Annotated in this window: 22 protein-coding genes; 8 read left to right on the top strand and 14 right to left on the bottom strand. The window is 60.7% G+C overall.

The annotated features are described in order from the left end of the window. The 4 genes from FHT84_RS07780 to FHT84_RS07765 all read right to left on the bottom strand — a co-directional run bounded on the left by FHT84_RS07780 (window position 1) and on the right by FHT84_RS07765 (window position 4,861). On the bottom strand, window positions 1-1,083 hold the full coding sequence (locus FHT84_RS07780; protein WP_183761551.1) for an ABC transporter ATP-binding protein: 1,083 nt from the start codon (window positions 1,081-1,083) through the stop codon (window positions 1-3). 769 nt (window positions 1,084-1,852) lie between these two features. Beyond that, complete coding sequence (locus FHT84_RS07775; RefSeq protein ID WP_112341522.1) at window positions 1,853-2,494, bottom strand: ThuA domain-containing protein; 642 nt, start codon at window positions 2,492-2,494, stop codon at window positions 1,853-1,855. A 24-nt stretch (window positions 2,495-2,518) separates the two neighbouring features. Continuing rightward, window positions 2,519-3,619, bottom strand: coding sequence for a Gfo/Idh/MocA family oxidoreductase (locus tag FHT84_RS07770; RefSeq protein ID WP_112341520.1), 1,101 nt, complete (start codon window positions 3,617-3,619; stop codon window positions 2,519-2,521). A gap of 39 nt (window positions 3,620-3,658) precedes the next feature. Then, a complete protein-coding gene (locus FHT84_RS07765) occupies window positions 3,659-4,861 on the bottom strand; it encodes an ROK family transcriptional regulator (RefSeq protein ID WP_113249685.1) in 1,203 nt (400 codons plus the stop codon). Between the two features lie 220 nt (window positions 4,862-5,081). Here FHT84_RS07765 and FHT84_RS07760 point away from each other — a divergent pair, with 220 nt between their 5' ends. The 4 genes from FHT84_RS07760 to ugpC all read left to right on the top strand — a co-directional run bounded on the left by FHT84_RS07760 (window position 5,082) and on the right by ugpC (window position 9,326). Next, complete coding sequence (locus tag FHT84_RS07760; protein WP_113249684.1) at window positions 5,082-6,383, top strand: extracellular solute-binding protein; 1,302 nt, start codon at window positions 5,082-5,084, stop codon at window positions 6,381-6,383. A gap of 72 nt (window positions 6,384-6,455) precedes the next feature. Continuing rightward, complete coding sequence (locus FHT84_RS07755; RefSeq protein WP_112341516.1) at window positions 6,456-7,394, top strand: sugar ABC transporter permease; 939 nt, start codon at window positions 6,456-6,458, stop codon at window positions 7,392-7,394. Continuing rightward, on the top strand, window positions 7,387-8,235 hold the full coding sequence (locus FHT84_RS07750; RefSeq protein ID WP_015341575.1) for a carbohydrate ABC transporter permease: 849 nt from the start codon (window positions 7,387-7,389) through the stop codon (window positions 8,233-8,235). Before FHT84_RS07755 ends, FHT84_RS07750 begins: the two co-directional genes overlap by 8 nt. A gap of 20 nt (window positions 8,236-8,255) precedes the next feature. Beyond that, on the top strand, window positions 8,256-9,326 hold the full coding sequence (ugpC, locus tag FHT84_RS07745) for a sn-glycerol-3-phosphate ABC transporter ATP-binding protein UgpC (RefSeq protein ID WP_113249681.1): 1,071 nt from the start codon (window positions 8,256-8,258) through the stop codon (window positions 9,324-9,326). Here ugpC and FHT84_RS07740 read toward each other — a convergent pair. The 5 genes from FHT84_RS07740 to FHT84_RS07720 form a co-directional block, all read right to left on the bottom strand. Further along, window positions 9,323-9,700: a DUF427 domain-containing protein gene (locus tag FHT84_RS07740; RefSeq protein WP_145645110.1), complete on the bottom strand. Its 378-nt coding sequence runs from the start codon at window positions 9,698-9,700 to the stop codon at window positions 9,323-9,325. The genes ugpC and FHT84_RS07740 overlap by 4 nt on opposite strands. Before the next feature lie 92 nt (window positions 9,701-9,792). Further along, window positions 9,793-10,425: a TetR family transcriptional regulator gene (locus FHT84_RS07735; protein WP_112341511.1), complete on the bottom strand. Its 633-nt coding sequence runs from the start codon at window positions 10,423-10,425 to the stop codon at window positions 9,793-9,795. 179 nt (window positions 10,426-10,604) lie between these two features. Further along, a complete protein-coding gene (locus FHT84_RS07730; protein ID WP_183761546.1) occupies window positions 10,605-12,452 on the bottom strand; it encodes a M23 family metallopeptidase in 1,848 nt (615 codons plus the stop codon). 132 nt (window positions 12,453-12,584) lie between these two features. Then, window positions 12,585-13,943 (bottom strand): Nramp family divalent metal transporter, encoded by a 1,359-nt coding sequence (locus tag FHT84_RS07725; protein ID WP_113249678.1) that lies wholly within the window; start codon window positions 13,941-13,943, stop codon window positions 12,585-12,587. A 398-nt stretch (window positions 13,944-14,341) separates the two neighbouring features. Beyond that, entirely contained in the window at window positions 14,342-15,091 is a 750-nt protein-coding gene (locus FHT84_RS07720; RefSeq protein WP_112341504.1) for a tryptophan 2,3-dioxygenase family protein, read from the bottom strand. A gap of 150 nt (window positions 15,092-15,241) precedes the next feature. Here FHT84_RS07720 and FHT84_RS07715 point away from each other — a divergent pair, with 150 nt between their 5' ends. Next, window positions 15,242-15,712: an Lrp/AsnC family transcriptional regulator gene (locus tag FHT84_RS07715; RefSeq protein WP_112341502.1), complete on the top strand. Its 471-nt coding sequence runs from the start codon at window positions 15,242-15,244 to the stop codon at window positions 15,710-15,712. Between the two features lie 96 nt (window positions 15,713-15,808). Here the strand turns inward: FHT84_RS07715 and FHT84_RS07710 are convergent, their stop codons facing one another. The 3 genes from FHT84_RS07710 to FHT84_RS07700 all read right to left on the bottom strand — a co-directional run bounded on the left by FHT84_RS07710 (window position 15,809) and on the right by FHT84_RS07700 (window position 17,155). Continuing rightward, window positions 15,809-16,216, bottom strand: coding sequence for a type II toxin-antitoxin system VapC family toxin (locus FHT84_RS07710; protein WP_183761543.1), 408 nt, complete (start codon window positions 16,214-16,216; stop codon window positions 15,809-15,811). A gap of 1 nt (window position 16,217) precedes the next feature. After that, window positions 16,218-16,451, bottom strand: a complete 234-nt coding sequence (locus FHT84_RS07705) for an AbrB/MazE/SpoVT family DNA-binding domain-containing protein (protein ID WP_113249675.1) — start codon at window positions 16,449-16,451, stop codon at window positions 16,218-16,220. A gap of 89 nt (window positions 16,452-16,540) precedes the next feature. Next, window positions 16,541-17,155 carry a hypothetical protein gene (locus FHT84_RS07700; RefSeq protein ID WP_112341497.1) on the bottom strand — a complete coding sequence of 205 codons (615 nt, stop codon included), beginning with the start codon at window positions 17,153-17,155 and terminating at the stop codon, window positions 16,541-16,543. Window positions 17,156-17,476: 321 nt separating this feature from the next. Here FHT84_RS07700 and FHT84_RS07695 point away from each other — a divergent pair, with 321 nt between their 5' ends. Then, complete coding sequence (locus FHT84_RS07695) at window positions 17,477-17,629, top strand: hypothetical protein (RefSeq protein WP_167376678.1); 153 nt, start codon at window positions 17,477-17,479, stop codon at window positions 17,627-17,629. Between the two features lie 18 nt (window positions 17,630-17,647). Here FHT84_RS07695 and hutC read toward each other — a convergent pair whose 3' ends face one another. Then, window positions 17,648-18,367 (bottom strand): histidine utilization repressor, encoded by a 720-nt coding sequence (gene hutC, locus FHT84_RS07690; protein ID WP_113249700.1) that lies wholly within the window; start codon window positions 18,365-18,367, stop codon window positions 17,648-17,650. A gap of 79 nt (window positions 18,368-18,446) precedes the next feature. After that, window positions 18,447-19,790 carry a formimidoylglutamate deiminase gene (locus FHT84_RS07685; protein ID WP_113249674.1) on the bottom strand — a complete coding sequence of 448 codons (1,344 nt, stop codon included), beginning with the start codon at window positions 19,788-19,790 and terminating at the stop codon, window positions 18,447-18,449. Between the two features lie 101 nt (window positions 19,791-19,891). On the opposite strand from FHT84_RS07685, the gene hutI reads away from it, so the two are divergent. Continuing rightward, complete coding sequence (hutI, locus tag FHT84_RS07680) at window positions 19,892-21,160, top strand: imidazolonepropionase (RefSeq protein ID WP_113249673.1); 1,269 nt, start codon at window positions 19,892-19,894, stop codon at window positions 21,158-21,160. Further along, the gene (hutH, locus tag FHT84_RS07675; RefSeq protein ID WP_112341494.1) at window positions 21,157-22,692 is read left to right on the top strand and encodes a histidine ammonia-lyase; all 1,536 of its coding nucleotides are present in this window, start codon (window positions 21,157-21,159) and stop codon (window positions 22,690-22,692) included. Before hutI ends, hutH begins: the two co-directional genes overlap by 4 nt.

Raw genomic sequence — 22,692 nt, 5'->3', positions numbered from 1 at the left:
TCAGGCGGCTTGTTGCAGGGCGGGAGTGACGGCGGCGCCTTCGATGTCGAAGACCATGATGTGGCGCGGATCGATGTAGACATCGATCGCATCGTCGACATCGATATCCTGCACGCCCTGGGTCAGCATTACCCAGCGCTGACCGGCAAAATCGATATGGATAAAACTCTCCGAGCCGGTGATCTCGGTCACCATGACCCGTGCCGGGGCGGCGACCGCCTCCGACGTCTGCGGCGCGAGCGCGAGATGATGCGGCTGGAAGGCGATCGTGTAGCGGCCATCCGGCCGATCCTCTAAGCCCCTCGGTACGGGCAGGCGAATATTGCTGTCGAGCACGAATTCCCTGCCGTGCTTATCGAGCGCGATCGTGTTCAGCGGCGGATCGGCAAAGGTCGTGGCGGTAATCAGGTCGCGAGGATTACGGAAGACATCGATCGTCGGCCCGAATTGCGTGATGCGGCCCTCCGCCAGGGTTGCGGTATTGCCGCCGAGAAGCAGGGCTTCGGATGGCTCCGTGGTGGCATAAACGAAAATCGCGCCGGATTCGGCAAAGATCTTCGGCAGTTCGGCGCGCAGTTCCTCGCGCAGCTTGTAGTCGAGATTGGCGAGCGGCTCGTCGAGCAGCACCAGCCCTGCATTCTTGACGATGGCGCGGGCGAGCGCGGTGCGCTGCTGCTGGCCGCCGGAGAGGCTCAAGGGGAGGCGGTCGAGAAAGGGGCCGAGACGCAGAAGATCGGCTGCCTTCTTCACTTCCTTGTCGATACTCGCAGCACTTTTGCCGCTCAGCCGCATCGGTGAGGCGATATTGTCGTAGACGGTCATGGCGGGATAGTTGATGAATTGCTGGTAGACCATCGCGACGTTGCGGCGCTGCACCGGTTGGCCGGTGACGTCGGCGCCGTCGACATGGATCGTTCCTGTGGTCGGCCTGTCGAGCCCGGCCATTAGCCGCATTAGCGACGTCTTGCCCGACAGAGTCGGTCCCAGCAGCACATTCAGCGTGCCGCGTTGCAGCGTCAGGTTCGTTTCTGCGATATGCGTCTCGCCGCCGACCGACTTCGATACGCCTCTGAGTTCAAGCACGATAAATTCCTTCCATGCGTCGCATATCGATGCTGCCGCGAGGATCGCGAAGAGACTGATCCGTCCGGAAATGCCATCGCCGGGCGGTGTCTGTTGCTGAGATTATGGTTGTCGGGAGGTGGATTGTGCCGAGCTGTCTGCGGAAATATCGCGCCGGCGAGAATTGCACCGCACGATGTCAGTGGCAGTGCGGCCGACGCCGCAAACCATGCCGTTTTCCGTTTTGATCTGATTTTCGGACAATTATTCCTCCCTTTGTTTCGATTTGCATCCCTCACGCGAAAACCGAAACAAGAATGACGATAAATGAAGATAAAGGAATGTCAAACGAAAACTGGTCGCGTTTCAGTTTCGGATCATGAATCTCGTTGGAGGTCTATTTTAGGGATAGATAACAGAACCGTTAACCGATTGATCGGCATTGGAAATGAAGCCCGGCAAGCCTTTCGTCGCGGCCCTGCCGTTCGCGCCAGTCGAGGCGCATGACTGCTCCTCGGCGTCAGCGGCGCGTACGATCTGGCTCCGAGTTAGCCGCTGGATGCGAGACTGACAAATTGGAATGTCTGGGAATGGGCTGGAAAGCAGGCCCTTAAGAAGAAATGCCGCACGGTATTTTTCGCGGACGATTATCGCGGCGCTTGTCCGGTCTGCTCCGACTGCGATTTGCTCGAAGCAATGAGGCTGTAGCCGGCCGAGCCTCATAAGGATGATTGCGAAAGGCCGCCCCTCAAATGAATATGAGGAGCGGTTTTTTCGAAAGAGGCAGGGCTCAGCGTGCCGCCCAATTGGCGCCGCGGCGGAAGATGGTTTTCATCTGCGGCACATCGAATTCCTTGGCCTGGTGGCCGAGCGAGGAATAAAAGACGCGGCCCTTGCCGTATTTGCGCTTCCAGGCGACGGGCATGACGACGCCGTCGATCCAGTAGGCATGGTCACCGGTGAAGGTCGTGGTCGCCAGCACCTCGTTCGACGGGTCGACATGCATGTAATATTGCTCCGACGTGTAGGGGAAATCGGTGATCCCCTCCATGATCGGATCGTCCGGCCGCGTGATATTGACCGTATAGTCGATGATGTTGCCGGGATGGGCGACCCACTGGCCGCCGATGATGAACTGATATTCGACGCTTTCGCGGAAACTATCGCCAGCGCCGCCATGATAGCCGGCTATGCCGACACCGCTTTCGATCGCATCGGCGAGGTTCTTGACCTCTTCCTTCTCGATCTTCGACATGGTGACGATCGGTACGATCAGGCTGAGATCGTGGATCGAGGGGTCGGCGAAGGCCTCGGTGCTGTTTTCGAGATAGACCTTGAAGCCGTCCTCCTGCAGCATGTCGCGGATGATATGGGCGCATTCCTGCGGTTCGTGGCCGCTCCAGCCGCCCCAGACGATAAGTGCTTCACGCATGGTATTCCTCCTGAAATTGTGCTGTTAGCGGCCGATCTGTCCATCCACCAGGGATTCGGACAGAGGAGCGGGACGCTCCGTTTGCGTCGTGATGGTGACCGTACGACCCGTATCGGAAGCCGTCTGGAAGGCTTCCATAACCTCGAGCACGTGCAGCGCCAGGCTGCCATTGGCCCGGTGCGGACGGTTCGAGCGAATGGCATGCGCCATGTCGGCGACGCCGAGCGAGCGGTAATTGCCATCGGCATAGGGCGCGGTGATCTCGCGCTCGGCAAATTCGCCGCCCTTCTTCAAGAATTCCACCGGGCCGCCGAACCGGTTCGGATCAGGCACGATCAGCGTGCCTTCGGTGCCGTAAACTTCGAGCGGTACATGCTTGTGGCCGGCGACATCGAAGCTCATGCCGATCTGGACGACCGCGCCATTGGCAAAGGCCATGACACCGGCAACATGCGTCGGTACATGCACAGGGATGCGCTCGCCATTACGGGGTTCGCTGGTGATGATGCGCTCCTTACGCGGCGTCACCGCAAAGCCGGCGACCTGCGAGACCGGGCCGAGCAGATTAACGAGATCGGTGATGTAATAGGGACCCATATCGAGCATCGGGCCGCCGCCGACCTCATAATAGAAAGCTGGATTCGGATGCCAGCGTTCGTGCCCCGGGCACATGAAGGTGGCGGTGCCGCCGACCGGGATGCCGATCGCGCCCTCGTCGATGATGGCACGCGCCGTCTGGTGGCCGCCGCCGAGGAAGGTGTCGGGCGCAGCGCCGATCCGCAGCCCCTTGGCGGCAGCAGCATCCGCAAGCGTCTTGCCCTCGGCGAAATTGATGCCGAGCGGCTTTTCCGAATAGGTGTGCTTGCCGGCATCGAGCGCCTGCAGACCGACGGCGACATGCGCCTTCGGAATGGTCAGGTTGACGATGATCTCGATCGACGGGTCCGCCAGCAAGGCGGCGATGTCGACCGCCTTCAGGCCGAATTCGGCGGCTTTCGCCTCGGCGAGCTCGCGATTGAGGTCGGCGACACCTTTGATGTCGAGGATGGGAAAGGATTTCATGGCGGTGAGATAGGCGCCGGAAATATTTCCGCAGCCGATGATGCCGATGCCGACCTTGTTCATAGATTCCTCCAGATGAATTATCTTTGCTGTCCTGCAAAATCACAGGGCCGGTGCCGGCCCCGTCGTTCCCCAGGGCGATTCGTAGAGTTCGCGCAGTGCCACGACGGCGGCGCCCTGCGCCCAGGTCTCATCGGTGGACTGGTCGAAAACGAGTTCGGTCACGCCCCTGATCGATGGCGGGATGGCCAGCGAATAGGCCCCCCGCAGGCTGTCGAGGAAGGGCTGGCCGAGCGCCAGGCTCGAACCCACAAGAATGACGCGTGGCGGGGCAAACAGCGTGACGATATTGGCGAGTGCCATGCCGCAGGCCTCGCCAGCGCGGATGGCCGCGCTGATCAACGTGTTATCCTCGGCGTCTATCAGCGTCTTGGCATGTGCCATTCCGCGTCCGAGGCGGATGGCTTCGGCAAAACGGCCGCTCGGCTGATCGCCGAGAATGGCGCTTTCGCCGGCAAGGCTTGCCAGACGAATGATGCCCTGCGGTCCCATGCCGAGAACGAGATCGCCGAGATTATGGCTGAGGCCGCCGGCGCCGCGAAAGAGTTGGCCGCCATGCAGCACGCCAAGCCCCAGCGTCTGTTCCAGCGACACCAGTACCATATCGTCCAGATCCCTGGCCTTGCCGAACCAGTGATGCGCCAGCGTGATGGCATGCGCATCGCTTTCGACGATGGTGGTCACGCCCAGGCGCTCCGACATCTCCTTGGCGAAATCGACGCCCGTCTCGCGGAAGATCGGGCTGGTGCGGACATGGCCGGTGCGGTGCTCGATGACGCCGGGCAGGCCGAGGCAGACGGAATCGATCTCATCGAGGGCTAGGTTGGCATCGACGACGCAGCGACGCACGCCATCCTCAATCAAATCTGCAATGACGCCGATCGGCTGTCGGTCGACGCGTAGCGCCAGCGTCAGCGTCGACAGAACCTCGCCGCGAAAGTCCGTCACGACGAAGACCATGCGGTTGGCGGCGATTTTCGCACCGACGACGCGCGCGGCATCCGGATTGAGCTCCAGCATGACGCGGGGCCGGCCGCGGGCTGCAGCCTCACGCAGGTCGCCTTCGGTGCGGGCCAGGATCAGCCCGTCATCCAGCAGCGACGCGGTGATCGCCGAAACTGTGGTCGTCGAAAGCTGGGTGCGGTCACTGATTTCGATGCGTGCGATGGAGCCCGCCCGCCGGATCGTATCCAGCACATTGAAGCGGTTTATCGCCCGCATAAGCTCGGGATCTGCTGTTTTCATGAAATTGGCGCCGAATGACGAACCCGCTCGGCTGCGGCCTGGTATTTTTAACGGGGTGCGAATTAAATAACCTATGGCCTTTGCCCAATGTCAAGCCATTTTACGGGCAATCTGCCGAAAATTTAGCGACGGCGGTTGACATTTCAGCAAAGCTCCGTTGAATTATTCCGCATAAGGGAAAAAATATTGAGGCTCTTTGTTCCCTTGGGAGGAGAAAATCATGATCCATTTACGTGGGGCTAAAGCCCTTCGCATCGCAGCTGTCGCCGCCACGACCGGACTGGCCATTCTCGCCGGTGCGACGGGGGCTGCCGCCGACACCGTCGTCAAATGGCTGCATCTGGAAACCGATCCGAACTATGTCGCCGTCTGGCGCAAGATCGCGGATCAGTACGAGGCCAAGCATCCCGGCACGAAGATCGAGATGCAGTTCCTGGCCAATGAAGCCTTCAAGGCAAAGCTGCCGACGCTGCTGCAATCGAAGGACGCTCCCGATTTCTTCTTCAGCTGGGGCGGTGGGGTGCTCAAGCAGCAGCAGGCGACGGGCACGCTGATGGACCTGACTGCGGCGATGAACGCCAAGGACGGCGCCTGGCTTAAGAGCTACAATCAGGCAGCCGTCAAGGGCTTGACCTTCGACGGCAAAATCAGCGCCGTACCTTATAAGCTCGGCACGGTTTCCTTCTTCTACAACAAGGCCTTGTTCGCCAAGGCCGGCGTCGATGCCAGTGCCATCAAGACATGGGACGATTATCTGGCCGCGGTCAAGAAGATCAAGGCTGCCGGTATTGCGCCGATCGCCGGTGGCGGCGGGGAGAAATGGCCGATCCATTTCTACTGGAGCTATCTGGTGATGCGCGACGGCGGTCAGCAGGTCTTCAACGACGCCAAGAACGGCAAGGGCAACGGCTTCAACGATCCGGCGATCATCAAGGCCGGCGAACAGCTTGCCGAGCTCGGCAAGCTCGAACCCTTCCAGCCCGGTTATCTCGGCACCACATGGCCGCAGGCGCTCGGCGTCTTCGGCGATGGCAAGGCTGCGATGATCCTCGGCTTCGAAAATACCGTTGCCAACCAGCGTACCAATTCCGGGAACGGCAAGGGCCTGGCGGATGACAATATCGGCCGCTTCGCCTTCCCGGCCGTGACCGGCGGTGCCGGCCTTCCCACAGATACGCTCGGCGGACTGAACGGCTGGGCCGTCACCAAGAAGGCCCCACCCGAGGCGCTCGATTTCCTCGCCTATCTCACCAATGCCGAAAACGAGCGCGCCATGGCGCAGGCCGGCATGATCATCCCGGTCGCCGTCGGCGCCGAAGACGGCGTCAAAGGTCCGCTGATGCACGAAGCCGCCGACCAGCTGGCGCATTCGACCTGGCACCAGAATTTCTTCGACCAGGATCTTGGACCCTCGGTCGGCCGCGTCGTCAACGATGTGGCTGTCGGCATCGTGTCCGGCCAGATTTCGCCGAAGGATGGCGCACAGCAGGTCCAGGACGCCTTCGAACAGGACCAGTTCTAGCGCCCTCCGGCGCCGGCCTCTCCCTTGTGCCGGCGCCGGCTTTTCTTTGAATTGCAATTGTCGAGACTGCCCATGACCGATGTCAGCGCCACGACCGTCATACCTTCCGTCGCAAGAGCGAGACCCGCAACGAAGCGAAAATCGCCGGCTGCCCGTGGCCGCCTCCCCGTTATTCTGCTGTTCCTGCCGCCGGCGCTGCTGCTTTTCACCATCTTCGTCATCCTGCCGATGGGGGAAGCTGCCTGGTACAGCCTTTATCGTTGGAACGGCTACGGCCCGCCGACGGAGTTCGTGGGGCTGCGCAATTTCCAGGTTCTCTTCAAGAACGGCGCCTTCCTGACGTCGCTGAAGAACAATGCGCTGATCATCCTGGTGTCGATCGCGGTCCAAGTGCCGCTTGCCATTTGGCTCGCGACGATGCTGGCGCACCGCATTCGCGGCGTCGTGCTTTTCCGGCTGATCTTCTTTTTGCCCTATGTGCTGGCCGAAGTGGCCGCCGGCCTGATCTGGCGCTTCGTCTATGACGGCGACTACGGCCTGTTTGCAGCAATCGCGCATTTCCTCGGCACGCCGACGCCCTATGTGCTCGCCGATAAGGATCTCGCGATGTACGCCGTGCTCGGCGTGATCGTCTGGAAATATTTCGGCTTTCACATGATGCTGTTCATCGCCGGCATGCAGTCGCTGGACAAGAGCGTGCTTGAGGCGGCCGAAATCGACGGCGCCACCGGCTGGCAGAAATTCCGCTATGTGACGCTGCCGCTGCTCGGCTCGACGCTGCGTCTCTCGGTCTTCTTCGCCGTGGTCGGATCGCTGCAGCTTTTCGACATGATCATGCCGCTCACCGGAGGCGGCCCGTTCAATTCGACCCAGACGATGGTGACCTTCCTCTACAATTTCGGTGTCACCCGCATGCAGGTCGGCCTCGGCAGCGCCGTCGGCGTCGTGCTGTTCGTGATCTGCGTCACCCTCGCCTTCGGCTACAAACGGATATTTATGCGCAATGACTGACCTCGCCTCATCCGTTCGACTGACCACCGGCACGAAGATCTATCTCTACGTGTCGCTGACCATTATTGCCGCGATCGTGCTGATCCCGCTGCTGACGACCGCGCTTGGCGGCTTCAAGACGCTCGGCGATCTCCGCACCAATCCCTTCGGCCTGCCGGCGGAATGGCATTTCGAGAATTATACCGGCATCCTGTTCGGCGACCGCTACTGGCGGCAGATGATGAATTCCCTGATCATCGCAGTGCTGACCGTGTTCCTGACGCTGTCGGTCTCGGCCATGGCTGCCTTCGCCTTCGCGCATGTGAAATTCTTCGGCTCGAACTTCCTGCTGAACTATTTCCTGATCGGCCTGATGTTCCCAGCCGCCACCGCCATCCTGCCGCTCTTCATCCGCATCCGCGATCTCGGTCTGCTCAACACCTACTGGGGCGTGGTGCTGCCGCAGGTGGCGTTCGGCTTGGGCATGAGCATTTTGCTCTTCCGAAATTATTTTCGAAACCTTCCGGAAGAATTGTTCCAGGCGGCCTTTGTCGACGGTTGCGGCTATATCCGCTTCTTCTGGCACATCTCATTGCCGCTCTCGCGGCCGATCATCGCGACCGTCAGCATCATCTCTTTCGTCGGCAGCTGGAACAGTTACATCCTGCCGCTGATCATGCTGAACTCGGATTCGATCTATCCCTGGCCGCTCGGCATGATGGTTTATAGCGGCGAATTCGGCACGGAGTGGGAGCTGGTACTCGCTTTCATCACACTCACTATCCTGCCCACCGTCATCGTCTTCTTCCTGGCGCAGAAGCACATCATTGCCGGCCTCACCGCCGGCGCCGTGAAATCCTGAGCCTTACTGGAGTAAAAAGCATGGCATCCGTCGAACTGCACAACATCCACAAGGCCTATGGCGCGCTGACCGTCATCCACGACATCTCGCTGTCGATCGAGGACGGCGAGTTCATCGCGCTCGTCGGCCCCTCGGGCTGCGGCAAGTCCACGCTGCTGCGGATGATCGCCGGCCTTGAGGAAATCACCGATGGCGACGTTTCGATCGGTGGCCAGGTGGTCAACGCCATGACGCCGCGCGAGCGCAACATTGCTATGGTTTTCCAGTCCTACGCGCTCTATCCGCATATGACGGTCGCCGAGAATATGGGCTTCAACCTGAAGCTCTCGGGCGAGACCAAGCAGGTGATCGAGCAGCGGGTCAACGAGGCCGCGCGCATGCTCGATCTCTCCAAGCTGCTCGACCGCAAGCCGGCGCAGCTTTCCGGCGGCCAGCGCCAGCGCGTCGCCATGGGCCGCGCCATCGTGCGCAATCCGGCCGTCTTCCTGTTCGACGAGCCGCTTTCCAACCTCGATGCGAAGCTGCGCGTGCAGATGCGTTCGGAAATCAAGGCGCTGCATCAGAAGGTGCAGACAACCTCGATCTATGTCACCCACGATCAGATCGAAGCAATGACGCTGGCCGACCGAATCGTGGTGCTGAACCAGGGTAGGATCGAGCAGCAGGGAACGCCGATCGAACTCTACCGCAAGCCGGCCAATCTCTTCGTCGCCGGCTTCATCGGCTCGCCGGCCATGAATTTCCTTGACGGCGTGATCGAAGGTATTGAGGGCGTCCCTGCCGTGCGGCTAAAGGACAGCACGCCGATCCGCATCGCCGCGGAGCGTAAGGTGAAGGTGGGCCAGAGCGTTAAGGTTGGTTTGAGACCTGAGCATCTCAGCCTTGTCAGCGGCGGTTCGCCACTGACTGGCCAGACGCTGCTTGTGGAGCCGACAGGCGCGCAGACGCATGTGCTCTTCGACCTGGCAGGCGAGCAGGTGACGGCCGTTGTCGATGGCGAGGCGCCGGTGCGCTATGGGCAGCCGCTGAATGTCTCGGTGAGCCCGGAGCAGGTTTACGTCTTCGACGCGTCGAGCGGCCTTGCTCTTTAAGCCTTCACGTCGATCGAATCGACGCGATCGGGATAGAAGGCCATGTAATCTTTGATCCGGCTGACGGACGCATAGGGATTTTCGTAAGTCCAGATTGCGTTCACCGAACGCTCGCCACCCGCCGGGATGCTGTAGTAGGAGCATTCTCCCTTGTAGGGGCAGTAGGTCTCGTGATTGGTCTTTTGCAGCAAAGACATGTCGACATCCTTACGGGGGATGTAGAGCACGGCCGGATAGGATGCTTCCTTGAGCGATAACGCCTCACGCGTGTCGGCAATTACCTTGCCGGCGACGGAGACGGTGACATGGGCCTGCTTTTCCTCGATCGTGATCGGATGATCGGGACCGGGGATCTTGACTGCTCTTTCGGACATTCTTGCTCTCCTCAGCTCTGGTGAATGTCAGCAGAACCAAACTCGCCTGACGATTTCAGTTCAAAGGGATATAGGAAGTATCCTGCCGATTATCAGGTCCCTTGCGGCCCCGGTGTTTTCCGGGCACCCCAGCGCAACCCATCCATCAGCAGGCGCACGAGACGCCGGGCACGATCGTGCCATTCCGGCGAATTGGGCATGGAATAGGCGCCCGACAGGGCATGCAGCACGTCCGTGCTATCGACATCGGCGCGGATCGAGCCGGCCGCGACCGCTCTTTCGATCAGGCCGGCAAGCGCGACGGGCACCTTGCCGTAGCTGTCGGCGAAGAGCTTGGAGTTGCTGTTGACGAGAATGCGCAGGCTGTCGGCCATGCCACGCTTGGTGGCGAGATATCCGACAAAGCGGTGCATCCATTCCTCCAAGGCCTGATCGGGGGCGAGTTCGCCGGAGAGTGTCTCGGCCGCAGCACATAGTGCCTCGACTTCATGACGATAAACCACTTCCACGAGATGCTCCCGGCTGGGAAAATGGCGATAGAGCGTTCCGATCCCGACATTCGCCCGCCGCGCTATATCCTCGAGCGAGGCGGCGGTGCCGTGGCTGGCGAAGGCCTGCGCCGCGACTTCGATCAGCGTGTCGCGGTTGCGCTGCGCATCGGCGCGCAGGCGCCTGCTTTCGCTTGGCAGCGTGTCCTTCGGTCCCGGCAACGGCTTGCGCGCCAATGTCTGCTCCTCGCGGATTGCCGTGGGACGATTTCGGCGCGCCTATTCACATAGCGCGGCGATATCGTCTCCATTGGCGATGTATCGGGGGATTGTTATCGCATTCGGCACGGAGGCGCCATGACCAGCAGCCCGGGCGGATTGCAAAATGACCGCGCAGGTACCGGCTTTTGACCGGTTTACGGCGACGGCGCGCCGAAATGGTTCGGCCCGAAGCTTGGTCCGAGGCTCGGGATCGAATTCGGTCCCTGATTGAAGCTGGCGAAAGGCCCGGGCTGATTGCCGCGGGCTGGCGGAACGTCGAGATAGCTCATGATGTTCTCGACGTGGCTGACCTGCGAGCGCAGGCTGTCGAGCGACTTGCCGGTCAGATTCGTGCCAGCCGGCAATTGCGCAGTCAATGGGTTTTCATAGCGGCCGTTTACGCGCAGTTCATAATAGAGATGCGGGCCGGTGGAATAGCCGGTCGATCCGACATAGGCGATGACCTGCCCCTGCGTGACACGCTGGCCGACGCGCAGGGACTGCGGCGTTGCGGAGATATGGGCATAGGTGGTCTCGTAACCGCCGTCATGACGAATGCGGACATATTTGCCGTAGCCGGTTTCCCAGGAAATCTTTTCGACGACGCCGTCGCCGGCCGCCTGGATAGGGCTACCCATCGGTGCGCGGAAATCGACGCCGTTGTGGAATTTCTTCACGCCGAGAATGGGATGGACGCGCCAGGCAAAACCGTCACCGAGCGTGCCGTTCGGCACGGGACGATGTACCAGCGACTTGGCGATCGAATGGCCGCTTTCATCATAGAATTCCGAGGAACCGTCGCTGCCGTCCTTATGCAGATAGAAGCGATGCGTGTCGCCATCGGCATGGAATTCGATGAACATCAGCTCGTTGCGGCCGTCATCGGACTTTCGGAAGAGAAGGTCGACGCTGTCGGGAGCATCCTCGAGGCTGGTCAGCGACACGCCTTTGGCCTTGGCGAGCTTGATGAGCTGCAGGGCATATTCCTTGCTCAGGCCGGATTTCTCCAGCTTGGCGCTGACCGCAGCCTCGTCATTGCCGTCGACGTTCCTGAGATCGACCGCGGCGACTTCCGAAGAGGACGGTGCGTCCGCCTGGCTTTCGCTATAGAGCGTCGAAAATAGTCTGTCGTTGGCCATCGGCACGAAGCCGTTGGCATCGTCGCGGGCAACGACCCGCTCCGGCGTCTTGTCGCCACTGAGGCGAGCCATGATCAGTTTCGGGCGGGCGTTCGGACCCGTCTTCTCGAGCAGCAGTTCCAAGCTGTCGCCGGGCGAAACCGTATCGGTCTCCAGGGCGCGCTGCAGCTCGTCGCCGGCGTCGCTGCCGAGGCCCGCGGACGCCAGGATATCCTGCAGTTCCTGCTTGTCCTTCGGCATGGAGACCAGCCGGTGGAATTCCCGGCCTTGCTCGCCGGTCGTTGCCCTCGACACGCTGACGTTCAGCGGTACGCCGCGAGTGGGGAAGCGGGAACGTCTGACGGCATCATAATGTGCGGTTTGCGGATAGATGCCGTTGCGGATATCCGAAAGCGACGGTGGCGAGAACAGCATGTTGTCGGCGCGCTCGTCGCCATAGGCGACATTGATGGCTTCGGCATTGGTGCGCGCAGTTCCGGACTGGTCGGATTTGAAGACCAGTGTCGTGCGGTGATAGGTGAAGACGCGGGTTTCCCCGCTGGAGAGCTTTTCCGCGACCTGAGCGAAGCGAGCGCCGTCGAAACGCTGCTTTGCCGCCAGCCGGTTGCTCTTGTGCATTGCAGGCTGCGGTCGCGCCAGCTCGGCCGTGCGCACAGGCACGGCTTGTTCGATCGTATGGTGCGCCAGCAGCGGATAGAGCACAGTTGCCAGAAGGCCGAAGGATGCAGTGCCCGCCAGGCCGATGGCGATCAGATGACGCAGATGCGCTGAGCGCGGCAGAAACGGAATGTGAAAATCATGATGCGTCCGTGCCTGGATGGCAGCCTCTGCAGGAAATTGAACGCGCAATGGACTTTCGGCCATGAAGTGAGGAACCCTGCAGATTGCGGTGGGCCCAAACTAGGGCAAATCATGGCGAAATATAGGCAAATATTACGATTCGGTTAACTGCCGTGATCATCCACAGGACGAGATTCGCGCGTTCAAGATGATTCGTCAACCGAAGATGGTGTCGTAGAGGAGTTTAAAGTTCAGCAACAGAATGATTGCCGCAATCACCCAGGAAAGAACAGCAATGTTTCTGGAGACGGTGAAGTTGCCCATTTTCTCGCGATTCGTCACGAACTGGACCAGCGGGATAACCGCGAAAGGCAGCTGCATGGACAGGATGACCTGGCTCAGCACCAGCAGATCCGCCGTGCCTTTTTCACCATAGATGGCAGTTACGAACACAACCGGGATAATTGCGAGGCCGCGGGTCAAAAGTCGCCTTGCCCAGTGCGGAATCCTGAGCCGGAGAAAGCCTTCCATCACGATCTGGCCGGCAAGCGTCGCCGTAACCGTCGAATTGAGGCCGGAGGCGAGCAGCGCCACTGCAAACAGCGTCGAGGCGATACCGAGGCCGAGCAACGGCGACAGCAGCTCGTAGGCCTGGCCGATTTCGGCGACATCGGAGTGGCCGCTGGTGTGGAAGGCGGCGGCTGCGACGATAAGGATCGCGGCGTTGACGAACAGCGCCAGCATCAGTGCGACAGTGCTGTCGATGGTTGCCCATTTGATGGCGTCGCGGCGTCCTTCTTCCGTGCGCTTGTAGGCCCGTGTCTGGACGATCGAGGAGTGCAAGTAGAGATTATGCGGCATGACCGTCGCGCCGATGATGCCCATGGCAATATAGAGCATTTCGTGATTGGTGACGATTTGGGGCGATGGGATGAAGCCGCCGAGGATCGCTGCGACCGGCGGGGCGGCGGCGGCGATCTGGACGGCGAAACAAGTGGCGATGACGATGAGCAGCGCGATGACGAAGGCTTCGAGGTAGCGGAAACCCTTGCTCATCAGAAGCAGCAGCAGGAAAGCGTCAAGCGCGGTAATCAGCGCGCCGCCGATCAGCGGAATTCCGAAAAGCAGTTGCAGCGCGATTGCGGTGCCGATGACTTCGGCAAGGTCGCAGGCGATGATCGCGAGCTCGCAGGCGAACCAGAGCGCCAGATTGACGGGTCGGGGATAGGTATCGCGACAGGCCTGGGCGAGGTCGCGGCCGGTCGCGATGCCGAGCCTTGCCGACAGCGCCTGCAGCAGGATCGCCATCAGGTTTGACAGCATGATGACGGCAAGCAGCGTATAGCCGAACTGCGCTCCACCGGCGATATCCGTCGCCCAGTTGCCGGGATCCATGTATCCGACTGAGATCATATAGCCTGGGCCGAGGAAGGCGATTAGGCGCCGGATCCAGCTGCCGGCATGGGGAACCTTAACAGTCGAATTGACTTCCGGAAGGCTGGGGCGGTCGTCCTCGTCGCGGCTCGCGAACTTCCATGCACGTTCTTGCGCGGCGGCTTCCTGAAATTGCGTCATGCGGGGCTCCGGGGAGGATCGGATTTTGAAGTTACTAATTAAATATGCTAGGGAACAAATTTATGCAATAGGCTATATTTCATGGTTTTTGCATTTCGTGGGCTGAAATCAGGCTGCGTACCGCCTTGGGGGAAGGCGCCATCAGTTTCCCGCAAGGCGGCAATCGGGTAGTTTGCTCGATGGGGAAGGAGCGTGGCGATTTGACCGCTGCGATCAGGCAGAAGATGTCCCTGTCGGCCTGTGCGTCCGCCGATTGCGGACTGAATGCCTGGAAAAGACTGCGGTCGTGACGCCCTTGCGGCGTTTGCCGAGCGGGTGGAGCCTATCCAGAGGCCAGGTCTCGCCCAGAAAGGCCTCCGCTGAAATCAGTGGCAGCGGAAGGCCGTTTCGGTCAGCGCCTATTCAGCGGCGTCGTGGCTGGAGATGGAATCGCGGACGACGCCATATTCGCTGCCCCAGCGATCGGTCATTTCGGCACGGATGTCCCAGAGGTCGGGAAAGAAGCGATGGCGGGTGCCGGCCTGCAGCAGTTCGACCGGGCGGCCTTTCAGGGATTTCGAGCCGAGCCCGATGGAGCGCTGGATCAGGTAGATGTGATTGGCCCGGAACTTCTGGAACAGCTCGTCATATTCCACCAGCGCCTCGGCGACCACGTAGCTGTCGCCGTGATCATATTTGCCGTCATAAATATCCTCGACAGTCAGCCCGGCGGCATCGAGATAGTTGGCCTTGAAGGCATGCCAGATGTCCGGCGGCATGCGCAGCAGGAATTTGAAGCCGGGCGATTCCTGGCCGCTGCCATTGCCGAGCTGCAGGCGGATCTGTTGATATTCCTTCGGCGACATGGTTTCCAGGAGGTCGAGCTGCGCCGTCATCATACGCATGATCCGGTGCACGCGGCCCATCAGCGTGACGACGCGATGCGTGTTGCGCTCCTCCATGAAAGCGATGACGTCGACCAGCGTGTAGGCCATGAGCTTCATCCAGAGCTCTTCCACCTGATGCACGATCTGGAACTGCAATTCGTCGCCATTGACCATGCCGTCAAGTGGCTTCTGACAGGCGAGCAGCTTGTCGCATTGCAGGTAAACGCCGTAGTCGCGCATTTCGGGCGCTTCGATGCGCGCGTAGTAGTCTTTCTTCTGCATCCTCGTTCCCTTTGTTCCGGCCCTCGGCCGCCAAGCATGTTTGCTCTTCCTGCAGAATACGAAATCTCGGCTTGAACATTGTTCCTATTTGTCATCCAGAATCGGATAAATAGAGTACGATCGATGAATATTGACACCGCGGAGAGAACGATGGAATTAGACGCTTTGGATCACAAGATCGTCGCAGCCCTCGAGGCCGATGCCCGCATCTCGTTTGCCGCACTTGCCGAACTCGCCGGCCTCAGCAAGACGCCATGCTGGAAGCGGGTGAAGGCGCTGGAGGAGGCTGGCGTGATCCGCGGATACAGGACGCTTCTCGATCCCGCCCGCCTCGGCTTCGGCCTGGAAGCTTTCGTGCAAGTCTCCATCGATGTCGAGCGCTTCGACGCCTTCGAAGCGGCCGTACGCCGGCATCCGCTGATCTGGCGCTGCCATGCGACGACGGGGGAGGCGGACTATCTCCTCCATATCCTGGCGACCGACATGGCCGCCCTCGACCGCTTGTTGCGGCAGGAGCTGAACCGGCTGCCGGGCGTCAGGCACACGGTGACATCGATGTCGACGCGGGAAATCAAGTCGGACATTTCGCTGGCCGAGGCCATGCGGCATGTCGGCGAATAACTTTCGGCCGTTTCGTATCGCATCGAGCCGATGAAAGGCGATGCGACCAAGGTCATACAGCAGGCGACGGAACAGGTTTTCCTGTTCCATCCCGCCTTATGTTTCCTGCGGGCTAATGAGCTTGACCGATCTGAAATAGGTCTGGAAGCGCTTCGTATCGCGTGTCAGAAGAGACAGGCCGCCGATGGCTGCATGAGCACCGATGAAGAAATCTGGCAGGACGCCGCCGCGCGTTCCGCCCGATTTTCTATATTGAGCGAAAACCTTGGCAGCGAGGAAGAGCGCCTCCCGCGGGATCGGCTCGATACGAAGCCCAGTCTCAGCAAGCATTTCGTTGAGATCTTCGATCCTATCGTAACGCACGGATATTTCGGCATATACGACATCGTTGATGCACAAAGGGCCGAGAAGGCTTGCAGCATCGAGTTGCGCGAGCGACCAGCCATACCACACGGGATCGTTCGTGATGATATCGAGCAGCACGTTGGAATCGACGAAAATCACCTCAATCTTCGCCGCGCGTCAAAGCCATGATTTCGTCCGTGCTCATACCTTTGCCGGCATGACCACGGAACTTGCCGAATCGGCTAGCCTGCTCCTGTGTATCCACCGGGACAAGAACGACGTTGCCATCGGACATGCGGCGAAAATCGACCTGGCTTCCGGGTCCGATCCCAAGCATGTCGCGGACGGCCTTGGGAATCGTCACCTGTCCTTTCGCTGTTACGGTCGTGCTCATCTCTTCCTCGGTAATACTTTCTTGAAAAGAGGTATTACTTTTGGCGATCGAATTCAAGATTGTCCGGCTGCGTGCGGTTTTCGCAGCAATCACATCGGTGGCACGGTGCCGTTGAGGCCGACGGCGACGCGGTTGGCAGAGACTGTGGAATCGGCGTTGCGTTCGCCTGTGATAAAGACGCCGGCGCCCGGTTTCAGGTCGGTTTTCGTCGCCGATGTCAGCGTAACGACGGGAGTGCCCTTGGGGATGCTGATCTTGCGTTCGCCGCCCTTGTAGGTAAGCGTCAATGTCGGACCGTCGACGGAGGTCACGGCGTTGGCGACCGTGGCGTTGGTCATCGAGCTGTTCGGCGCCGAATCCCAGGGGCGATCGCCTTCGCCGGTTCCCTTCATCGAGGCCGGAAAGATGACCACTTCTAGAGCGCCGTTGATGCCGCTGTTGGTCGGCTGCGAGGCGATGCCGACAAAATCGCCCGGCTTGATGTCGCCGACGGCAGCCTGGACGACGCCGCCGACGTTGCCGCCGGATTTCAGCGCGACAGTCACGTCGCTGCCATCTCGGGACTTGACCTTGAGCGTATCGCCATTGAGGCTTTCCACGGTGCCGCGCACTTTGACGAGCTCGGCGGCATCAGCGCTTTGCAGCGCGGCAAGCATGGCGACGGAAAGCGTCAGCGCAGCCGTGATCAGACGTTTGCGATGCATGGGCATTAACTCCCTTGATATACAGGCCGAGCGATCTGTCGGTCATCTTTGATCTGGAGGATATGGAGGGCTAAATTGATCGGCAGCAGGCCGCGCAACGGGTTTGCGCCATCTGCATCCTGATCCTAGGCGCCGCTTTCATCACTCGCCACTCAAACAAGCGTGAGACGGGCGTCTCGCCCGACGCGGTGAGAAATTCCTGGAAAAGGCCGGATATTTCCCGGAACATCAAGCATTGCTTAACATTTACCGCTAGACTGCGCCGGTTATCTCGAATTCCCTATCGCGCTTTGCGCTGGGCTGGGGAGATTGGAGAACGAAATGACCGCGATTCGTCCGCTTCTGATCGGAATCCTCCTGATTCTGGCATTGGTTCTGATTGCGCTCAGTATTCTGCTGGTCGATCCCGCCCAGCCAGTCCGTCAATCCGAAAGCCTTATTCCGCCGCCGACAGAGTCCCCGCAGCGCCCTTAAAGTGATGCGGGAAAATGGTCAGCTTGCCGGTGTAAATCGCGCCACGAGGCTATGGCGATCCCCAGGATAGGTCAGGCGGACATGCGTGATCGGGCCGGCCGCGCTCCAGGTGCGCCGTTCGACTACCAGGCAGGCCGTGCCTTTCTGAACATCGAGGTTGGCGGCAGCGTCACCCTCGACGGATATGGCGCGGATCTGGTGTTCGGCGGTGCTCCACGGCACTTGGTTGAGCAGCCAGGGGCCGGGCGGCAAGGTCTCGAAATCGGCCGTGGCCGCCTCCGGCACGGCATCGAGATTGATGACACGATCTTCCAGGCAGAAGGGGCGCGGGCCGGCGTAATGGATGCAGGTGATCTCCACCACCGAGACCGAACCGACGAACTGCAGCCGGTGCGCGTCCTCAGGTCGTCCGCGCCGTTCCGCGAGTCTTATCAGCCTGTGTGAATAAGGCAGATTGAGCGACTGGACCTCCGACTTGATGTCGTGGATCTCGAGCACGGCGGATTGCGCCTGCGGATGCGTGACGAAACTGCCCGAGCGTTTTCGCCGTTCGATCAGACCGGCGCGCGCAAGCTGGGTCAGCGCCTTGTTCACCGTCATGCGCGAGCAATCATATTGATCCGCCAATTCCATCTCGAATGGAATGCGGTGGCCCGGCGGCCAGGCGCCGGAGACGATCCGGCCTTCGATATCGGTGAGGATACGCTGATGCAGGGTCGCATCTTTGCTCGTGGTCATACCGCCCATCTGTTCCGTGAAAGACATGGAATTTCCCGCAAGTTATTTAGGGGTCAATCAATGGGAGGAAAAGCGGTATTTAAGCAATGAGTTCAGCCATCGCCTTGCGGAATCGCGCCGAGATTGCCTCCCGCTTGATATGATGGCCGCCTTCGACCTGCTTGCGGCCCAGCGCCCAGACGCCATCGACCTTGACGCCGCCAGCAAACGTCCAGTGATCGAGAATGCGGTCGCCGGAGAGATAGGGTGCCGCACTCACATCGAGCGAAACGATGTCGGCATGGTTGCCGACGGCAAGGCCTGCCGCTGCCTTGAGAGCCGCGCCGCCGCCCGCCAGCGCGCCGTCGAACAGCATGCGGGCGGTCGAACCGCCTGATGTTGCGATGACGTTGCGGGCGCGCAGCGCCAGGCGCTGCGAATATTCGAGCTGCCGCAACTCCTCCGGCACGGAGATGAGAATATTGGAATCGGAACCGACGCCGTAGTGGCCACCTGCTTCCAAGAATAGCGGTGCCGGGAACACGCCATCGCCAAGATTGGCTTCTGTGATCGGGCAAAGGCCGGCGATCGCGCCGCTCCTAGCCATGCGCCGCGTCTCATCCTCGGTCATGTGTGTGGCATGGATCAGGCACCAGCGCTCATTGACGGGCGCATTGTCGAGCAGCCACTGCACTGGCCGGGCACCCGACCAGGCGATGCAATCCTCCACTTCTTTCACCTGCTCGGCGACATGGATGTGGATCGGCCCCTCGCCGGCAATCGGCACAAGCTTGGCCAGTTCCTCGGGCGTCACGGCCCGCAGGCTATGCGGCGCGATGCCGAGTTCGGCGCCGGGCAGGCGGCTCGTCACCGTGCGGCAGCCGGCCATAAGGGCTTCGAAGCTCTCGATCGAATTGATGAAGCGGCGCTGGCCGTCGATGGGAGCGGCGCCGCCGAAGCCGGAATGGGCGTAGAAGACGGGCAGCAGCGTCAGCGCAATGCCGGTCTCAGTGCTGGCGGCGCCGATGCGCTCGGCCAGTTCGGCGATGTTGGCATATTGGCTGCCGTCCTTGTCATGATGCAGATAGTGGAATTCGCCGACCCGGGAGAATCCTGCTTCCAGCATTTCCATATAGAGCTGCGCGGCAACGGCCTCGACATGGTCAGGGGTCATCGACAAAGCGAATTTGTACATGACGGTGCGCCAACTCCAGAAGCTGTCGTTGGCCGGGCCGCGGACTTCGGCAAGGCCGGCCATAGCGCGCTGGAAGGCATGGCTGTGCAGGTTCGGCATGGCAGGCACCAGAACATCCTGCCTGTCGTCGCCGGCTTCGGGAGCGACATCGGTGACGATCTCGGCGATGCGGCCGCCTTCGAGGGTCAGTCGCACATTCTCGTGCCATCCGTCGCCAAGCATTGCGACGCGTGCATGAAGTCTCGTCATGGTCTCACCCTTTCCTTTCGGACATGGAGTCCAAAATCCCTCTTGTCAGCCTTTCGATTATGTATATACATTATGAGCCAACGAGGAAAGGCGTAAAGCTGATGGGTGGGAACAATTTTTCCGAAGACGGCCCCAACGATGGCAAGGAAAACTGCGGGGCAAGCCGCGTCTGGCGGAATGCTCGCCTTGCAACCTTGAAAGAGGGTAAGGCCCGGCTCGGCACGATCGAGAAGGGCGCAATCCTGACCAAGGGCGGCCGCATCGTCTTTGCCGGCAGCGAAGCCGATCTGCCCGATACGTCAGGTGCAGAAATCGTCGATCTCGAAGGGCGCTGGGTGACCCCTGGCCTCGTCGATTGCCACACACATATCGTCTATGGCGGCAACCGCGCCCGCGAATTCGAGATGCGGCTGGAAGGCGCGAGCTACGAAGAGATCGCGCGTGCCGGCGGCGGCATCGTTTCCTCCGTCAACGCAACGCGGGCACTGTCGGTGGATGAGCTTGTCGCCGTCGCCTTGCCGCGTCTCGACACTCTGCTGTCCGAAGGCGTAACGACAATCGAGGTGAAGTCGGGCTACGGCCTCAACATTGAATCCGAATTGAAGATGCTGCAGGCCGCGCGCAAACTGGAGACAGTCCGCCCGGTTCGCGTCGTGACTTCTTATCTCGGTGCGCACGCGACCCCGGCTGAATACAAGGGGCGTAACGGCGATTATATCGATGATGTCGTGCTGCCCGGTTTGAAGCAAGCCCAGGCCGAAGGCCTTGTCGATGCCGTCGACGGCTTCTGCGAGGGCATTGCCTTTTCGACGGCCGAAATCGCCCGCGTCTTCGATCTTGCCAAGTCGCTCGGTATTCCGGTGAAGCTGCATGCCGAACAACTTTCCAATCTCGGCGGTGCCAAGCTTGCCGCTTCCTATGGTGCTTTATCAGCCGATCACGTCGAATATCTCGATGAGGACGGCGTCAAGGCGATGGCTGCGGCTGGCACGGTTGCCGTGCTGCTGCCAGGCGCCTTCTATGCCATCAACGAGAAGCAGAAGCCGCCGGTTCAGGCCCTGCGTGATGCAGGCGTCTCGATCGCCATTGCCACGGACTCCAATCCCGGTACCTCACCGCTGACCTCGCTGCTGCTGACCATGAACATGGCGGCCACCCTTTTCCGCCTGACGGTCGAGGAGTGCATTGCCGGCGCCACCCGTGAGGGTGCGCGTGCCCTTGGTCTGCTCTCCGAGACGGGGACGCTCGAGGCCGGCAAGTCGGCCGATTTTGCCATTTGGGATGTCGAAAGCCTGGCGGAGCTTGTCTACCGCATCGGCTTCAATCCCCTCCATGCACATGTTTTCAAGGGAAAGAGGTTCAACCGATGACTGTTGTTCTCCATCCGGGTTCCGTCTCGCTGCAGCAGCTGGCGACGATCTATTGGAGCGGTGAGCCGGCTAAGCTCGATGCGTCTTTCGATGCCGGCATCGCCAAGGCAGCCGCCCGCATCGCCGAAATAGCCGCCGGCAATGCGCCGGTTTACGGCATCAACACCGGCTTCGGCAAACTCGCATCGATCAAGATCGACAGTGCGGATGTCGCAACGCTGCAGCGCAATCTCATTCTCTCGCATTGCTGCGGCGTGGGCCAGCCGCTGCCTGAGAATGTCGTTCGCCTCATCATGTCGCTGAAGCTGGTTTCGCTCGGACGCGGCGCGTCCGGCGTGCGGCTGGAGCTGGTGCGGCTGATCGAAGGCATGCTCGAAGGGGGCGTCGTGCCCGTCATTCCCGAAAAGGGTTCGGTCGGCGCTTCGGGCGATCTTGCGCCGCTGGCGCATATGACTGCGGTCATGATGGGGCACGGCGAGGCCTTCTATGCCGGCGAGCGGCTTTCCGGCGCGGCAGCGCTCGAAAAGGCTGGTTTGAAGCCGGTCGTGCTCGCTGCAAAGGAAGGGCTGGCGCTGATCAACGGCACGCAGGTCTCGACCGGTCTTGCGCTTGCGGGCCTCTTCCGTGCTCATCGTGCCGCCCAGGCCGCGCTCATTACCGGCGCGATGTCGACGGATGCGGCGATGGGTTCCTCCGCCCCGTTCCATCCCGATATTCATACTCTGCGCGGCCATAAGGGTCAGATCGATACCGCCGCAGCCCTTCGCGGCCTATTGGCCGGTTCCGTGATCCGCGAAAGCCATATCGAAGGCGACGAGCGCGTGCAGGACCCTTATTGCATTCGTTGCCAGCCGCAGGTGGATGGCGCCTGCCTCGACCTTCTGCGCTCCGTCGGCCGTACCCTTGAAATCGAGGCCAATGCCGTCACCGACAATCCGCTGGTACTTTCGGATAATTCCGTCGTTTCCGGCGGCAATTTCCATGCCGAGCCTGTCGCTTTCGCCGCCGACCAGATTGCCATCGCTGTCTGCGAAATCGGCGCAATCGCCCAGCGCCGCATCGCGCTGCTCGTCGATCCTGCGCTCAGCTACGGCCTGCCGGCCTTCCTCGCCAAGAAGCCCGGCCTGAACTCCGGCCTAATGATTGCCGAAGTGACCTCGGCTGCGCTGATGTCGGAAAACAAGCAGATGTCGCACCCGGCCTCTGTCGATTCGACGCCGACCTCGGCCAACCAGGAAGACCATGTTTCTATGGCCTGCCATGGCGCCCGCCGCCTGCTGCAAATGACCGAAAACCTCTTCGGTATCATCGGCATTGAGGCGCTGACGGCTGCCCAGGGCGTCGAGCTGCGCGCGCCGCTGACGACCAGCCCGGAACTGACCCTTGCCATTGCTTCGATCCGCGCCGCCGTGCCGTCGCTGGAAGAGGACCGCTACATGGCGAACGACCTGAAAGCCGCCAGCGAGCTTATCGGCTCCGGCGCGCTCAATGCCTCGATTTCAACCAACATCCTGCCCTCCTTGGAGATGTGA

The organism is Rhizobium sp. BK289, from assembly GCF_014193575.1.
In the GTDB taxonomy this organism is placed as follows: Bacteria; Pseudomonadota; Alphaproteobacteria; order Rhizobiales; family Rhizobiaceae; genus Rhizobium; species Rhizobium tropici_C.
The sequence above is the reverse complement of the archived record's forward strand: the minus strand, read 5'-3'. Positions and strand labels throughout refer to the sequence as shown.

Excerpts from the sequence above, each read along its gene's own strand:
- FHT84_RS07775 (WP_112341522.1), bottom strand. The coding sequence starts at position 2,494 with ATGCGTGAAGCACTTATCGTCTGGGGCGGCTGGAGCGGCCACGAACCG.
- FHT84_RS07770 (WP_112341520.1), bottom strand. The coding sequence starts at position 3,619 with ATGAACAAGGTCGGCATCGGCATCATCGGCTGCGGAAATATTTCCGGC.
- FHT84_RS07765 (WP_113249685.1), bottom strand. The coding sequence starts at position 4,861 with ATGAAAACAGCAGATCCCGAGCTTATGCGGGCGATAAACCGCTTCAAT.
- FHT84_RS07760 (WP_113249684.1), top strand. The coding sequence starts at position 5,082 with ATGATCCATTTACGTGGGGCTAAAGCCCTTCGCATCGCAGCTGTCGCC.
- FHT84_RS07755 (WP_112341516.1), top strand. The coding sequence starts at position 6,456 with ATGACCGATGTCAGCGCCACGACCGTCATACCTTCCGTCGCAAGAGCG.
- FHT84_RS07750 (WP_015341575.1), top strand. The coding sequence starts at position 7,387 with ATGACTGACCTCGCCTCATCCGTTCGACTGACCACCGGCACGAAGATC.
- ugpC (WP_113249681.1), top strand. The coding sequence starts at position 8,256 with ATGGCATCCGTCGAACTGCACAACATCCACAAGGCCTATGGCGCGCTG.
- FHT84_RS07740 (WP_145645110.1), bottom strand. The coding sequence starts at position 9,700 with ATGTCCGAAAGAGCAGTCAAGATCCCCGGTCCCGATCATCCGATCACG.
- FHT84_RS07730 (WP_183761546.1), bottom strand. The coding sequence starts at position 12,452 with ATGGCCGAAAGTCCATTGCGCGTTCAATTTCCTGCAGAGGCTGCCATC.
- FHT84_RS07725 (WP_113249678.1), bottom strand. The coding sequence starts at position 13,943 with ATGACGCAATTTCAGGAAGCCGCCGCGCAAGAACGTGCATGGAAGTTC.
- FHT84_RS07720 (WP_112341504.1), bottom strand. The coding sequence starts at position 15,091 with ATGCAGAAGAAAGACTACTACGCGCGCATCGAAGCGCCCGAAATGCGC.
- FHT84_RS07715 (WP_112341502.1), top strand. The coding sequence starts at position 15,242 with ATGGAATTAGACGCTTTGGATCACAAGATCGTCGCAGCCCTCGAGGCC.
- FHT84_RS07705 (WP_113249675.1), bottom strand. The coding sequence starts at position 16,451 with ATGAGCACGACCGTAACAGCGAAAGGACAGGTGACGATTCCCAAGGCC.
- FHT84_RS07700 (WP_112341497.1), bottom strand. The coding sequence starts at position 17,155 with ATGCATCGCAAACGTCTGATCACGGCTGCGCTGACGCTTTCCGTCGCC.
- FHT84_RS07695 (WP_167376678.1), top strand. The coding sequence starts at position 17,477 with ATGACCGCGATTCGTCCGCTTCTGATCGGAATCCTCCTGATTCTGGCA.
- hutC (WP_113249700.1), bottom strand. The coding sequence starts at position 18,367 with ATGACCACGAGCAAAGATGCGACCCTGCATCAGCGTATCCTCACCGAT.
- FHT84_RS07685 (WP_113249674.1), bottom strand. The coding sequence starts at position 19,790 with ATGACGAGACTTCATGCACGCGTCGCAATGCTTGGCGACGGATGGCAC.
- hutI (WP_113249673.1), top strand. The coding sequence starts at position 19,892 with ATGGGTGGGAACAATTTTTCCGAAGACGGCCCCAACGATGGCAAGGAA.
- hutH (WP_112341494.1), top strand. The coding sequence starts at position 21,157 with ATGACTGTTGTTCTCCATCCGGGTTCCGTCTCGCTGCAGCAGCTGGCG.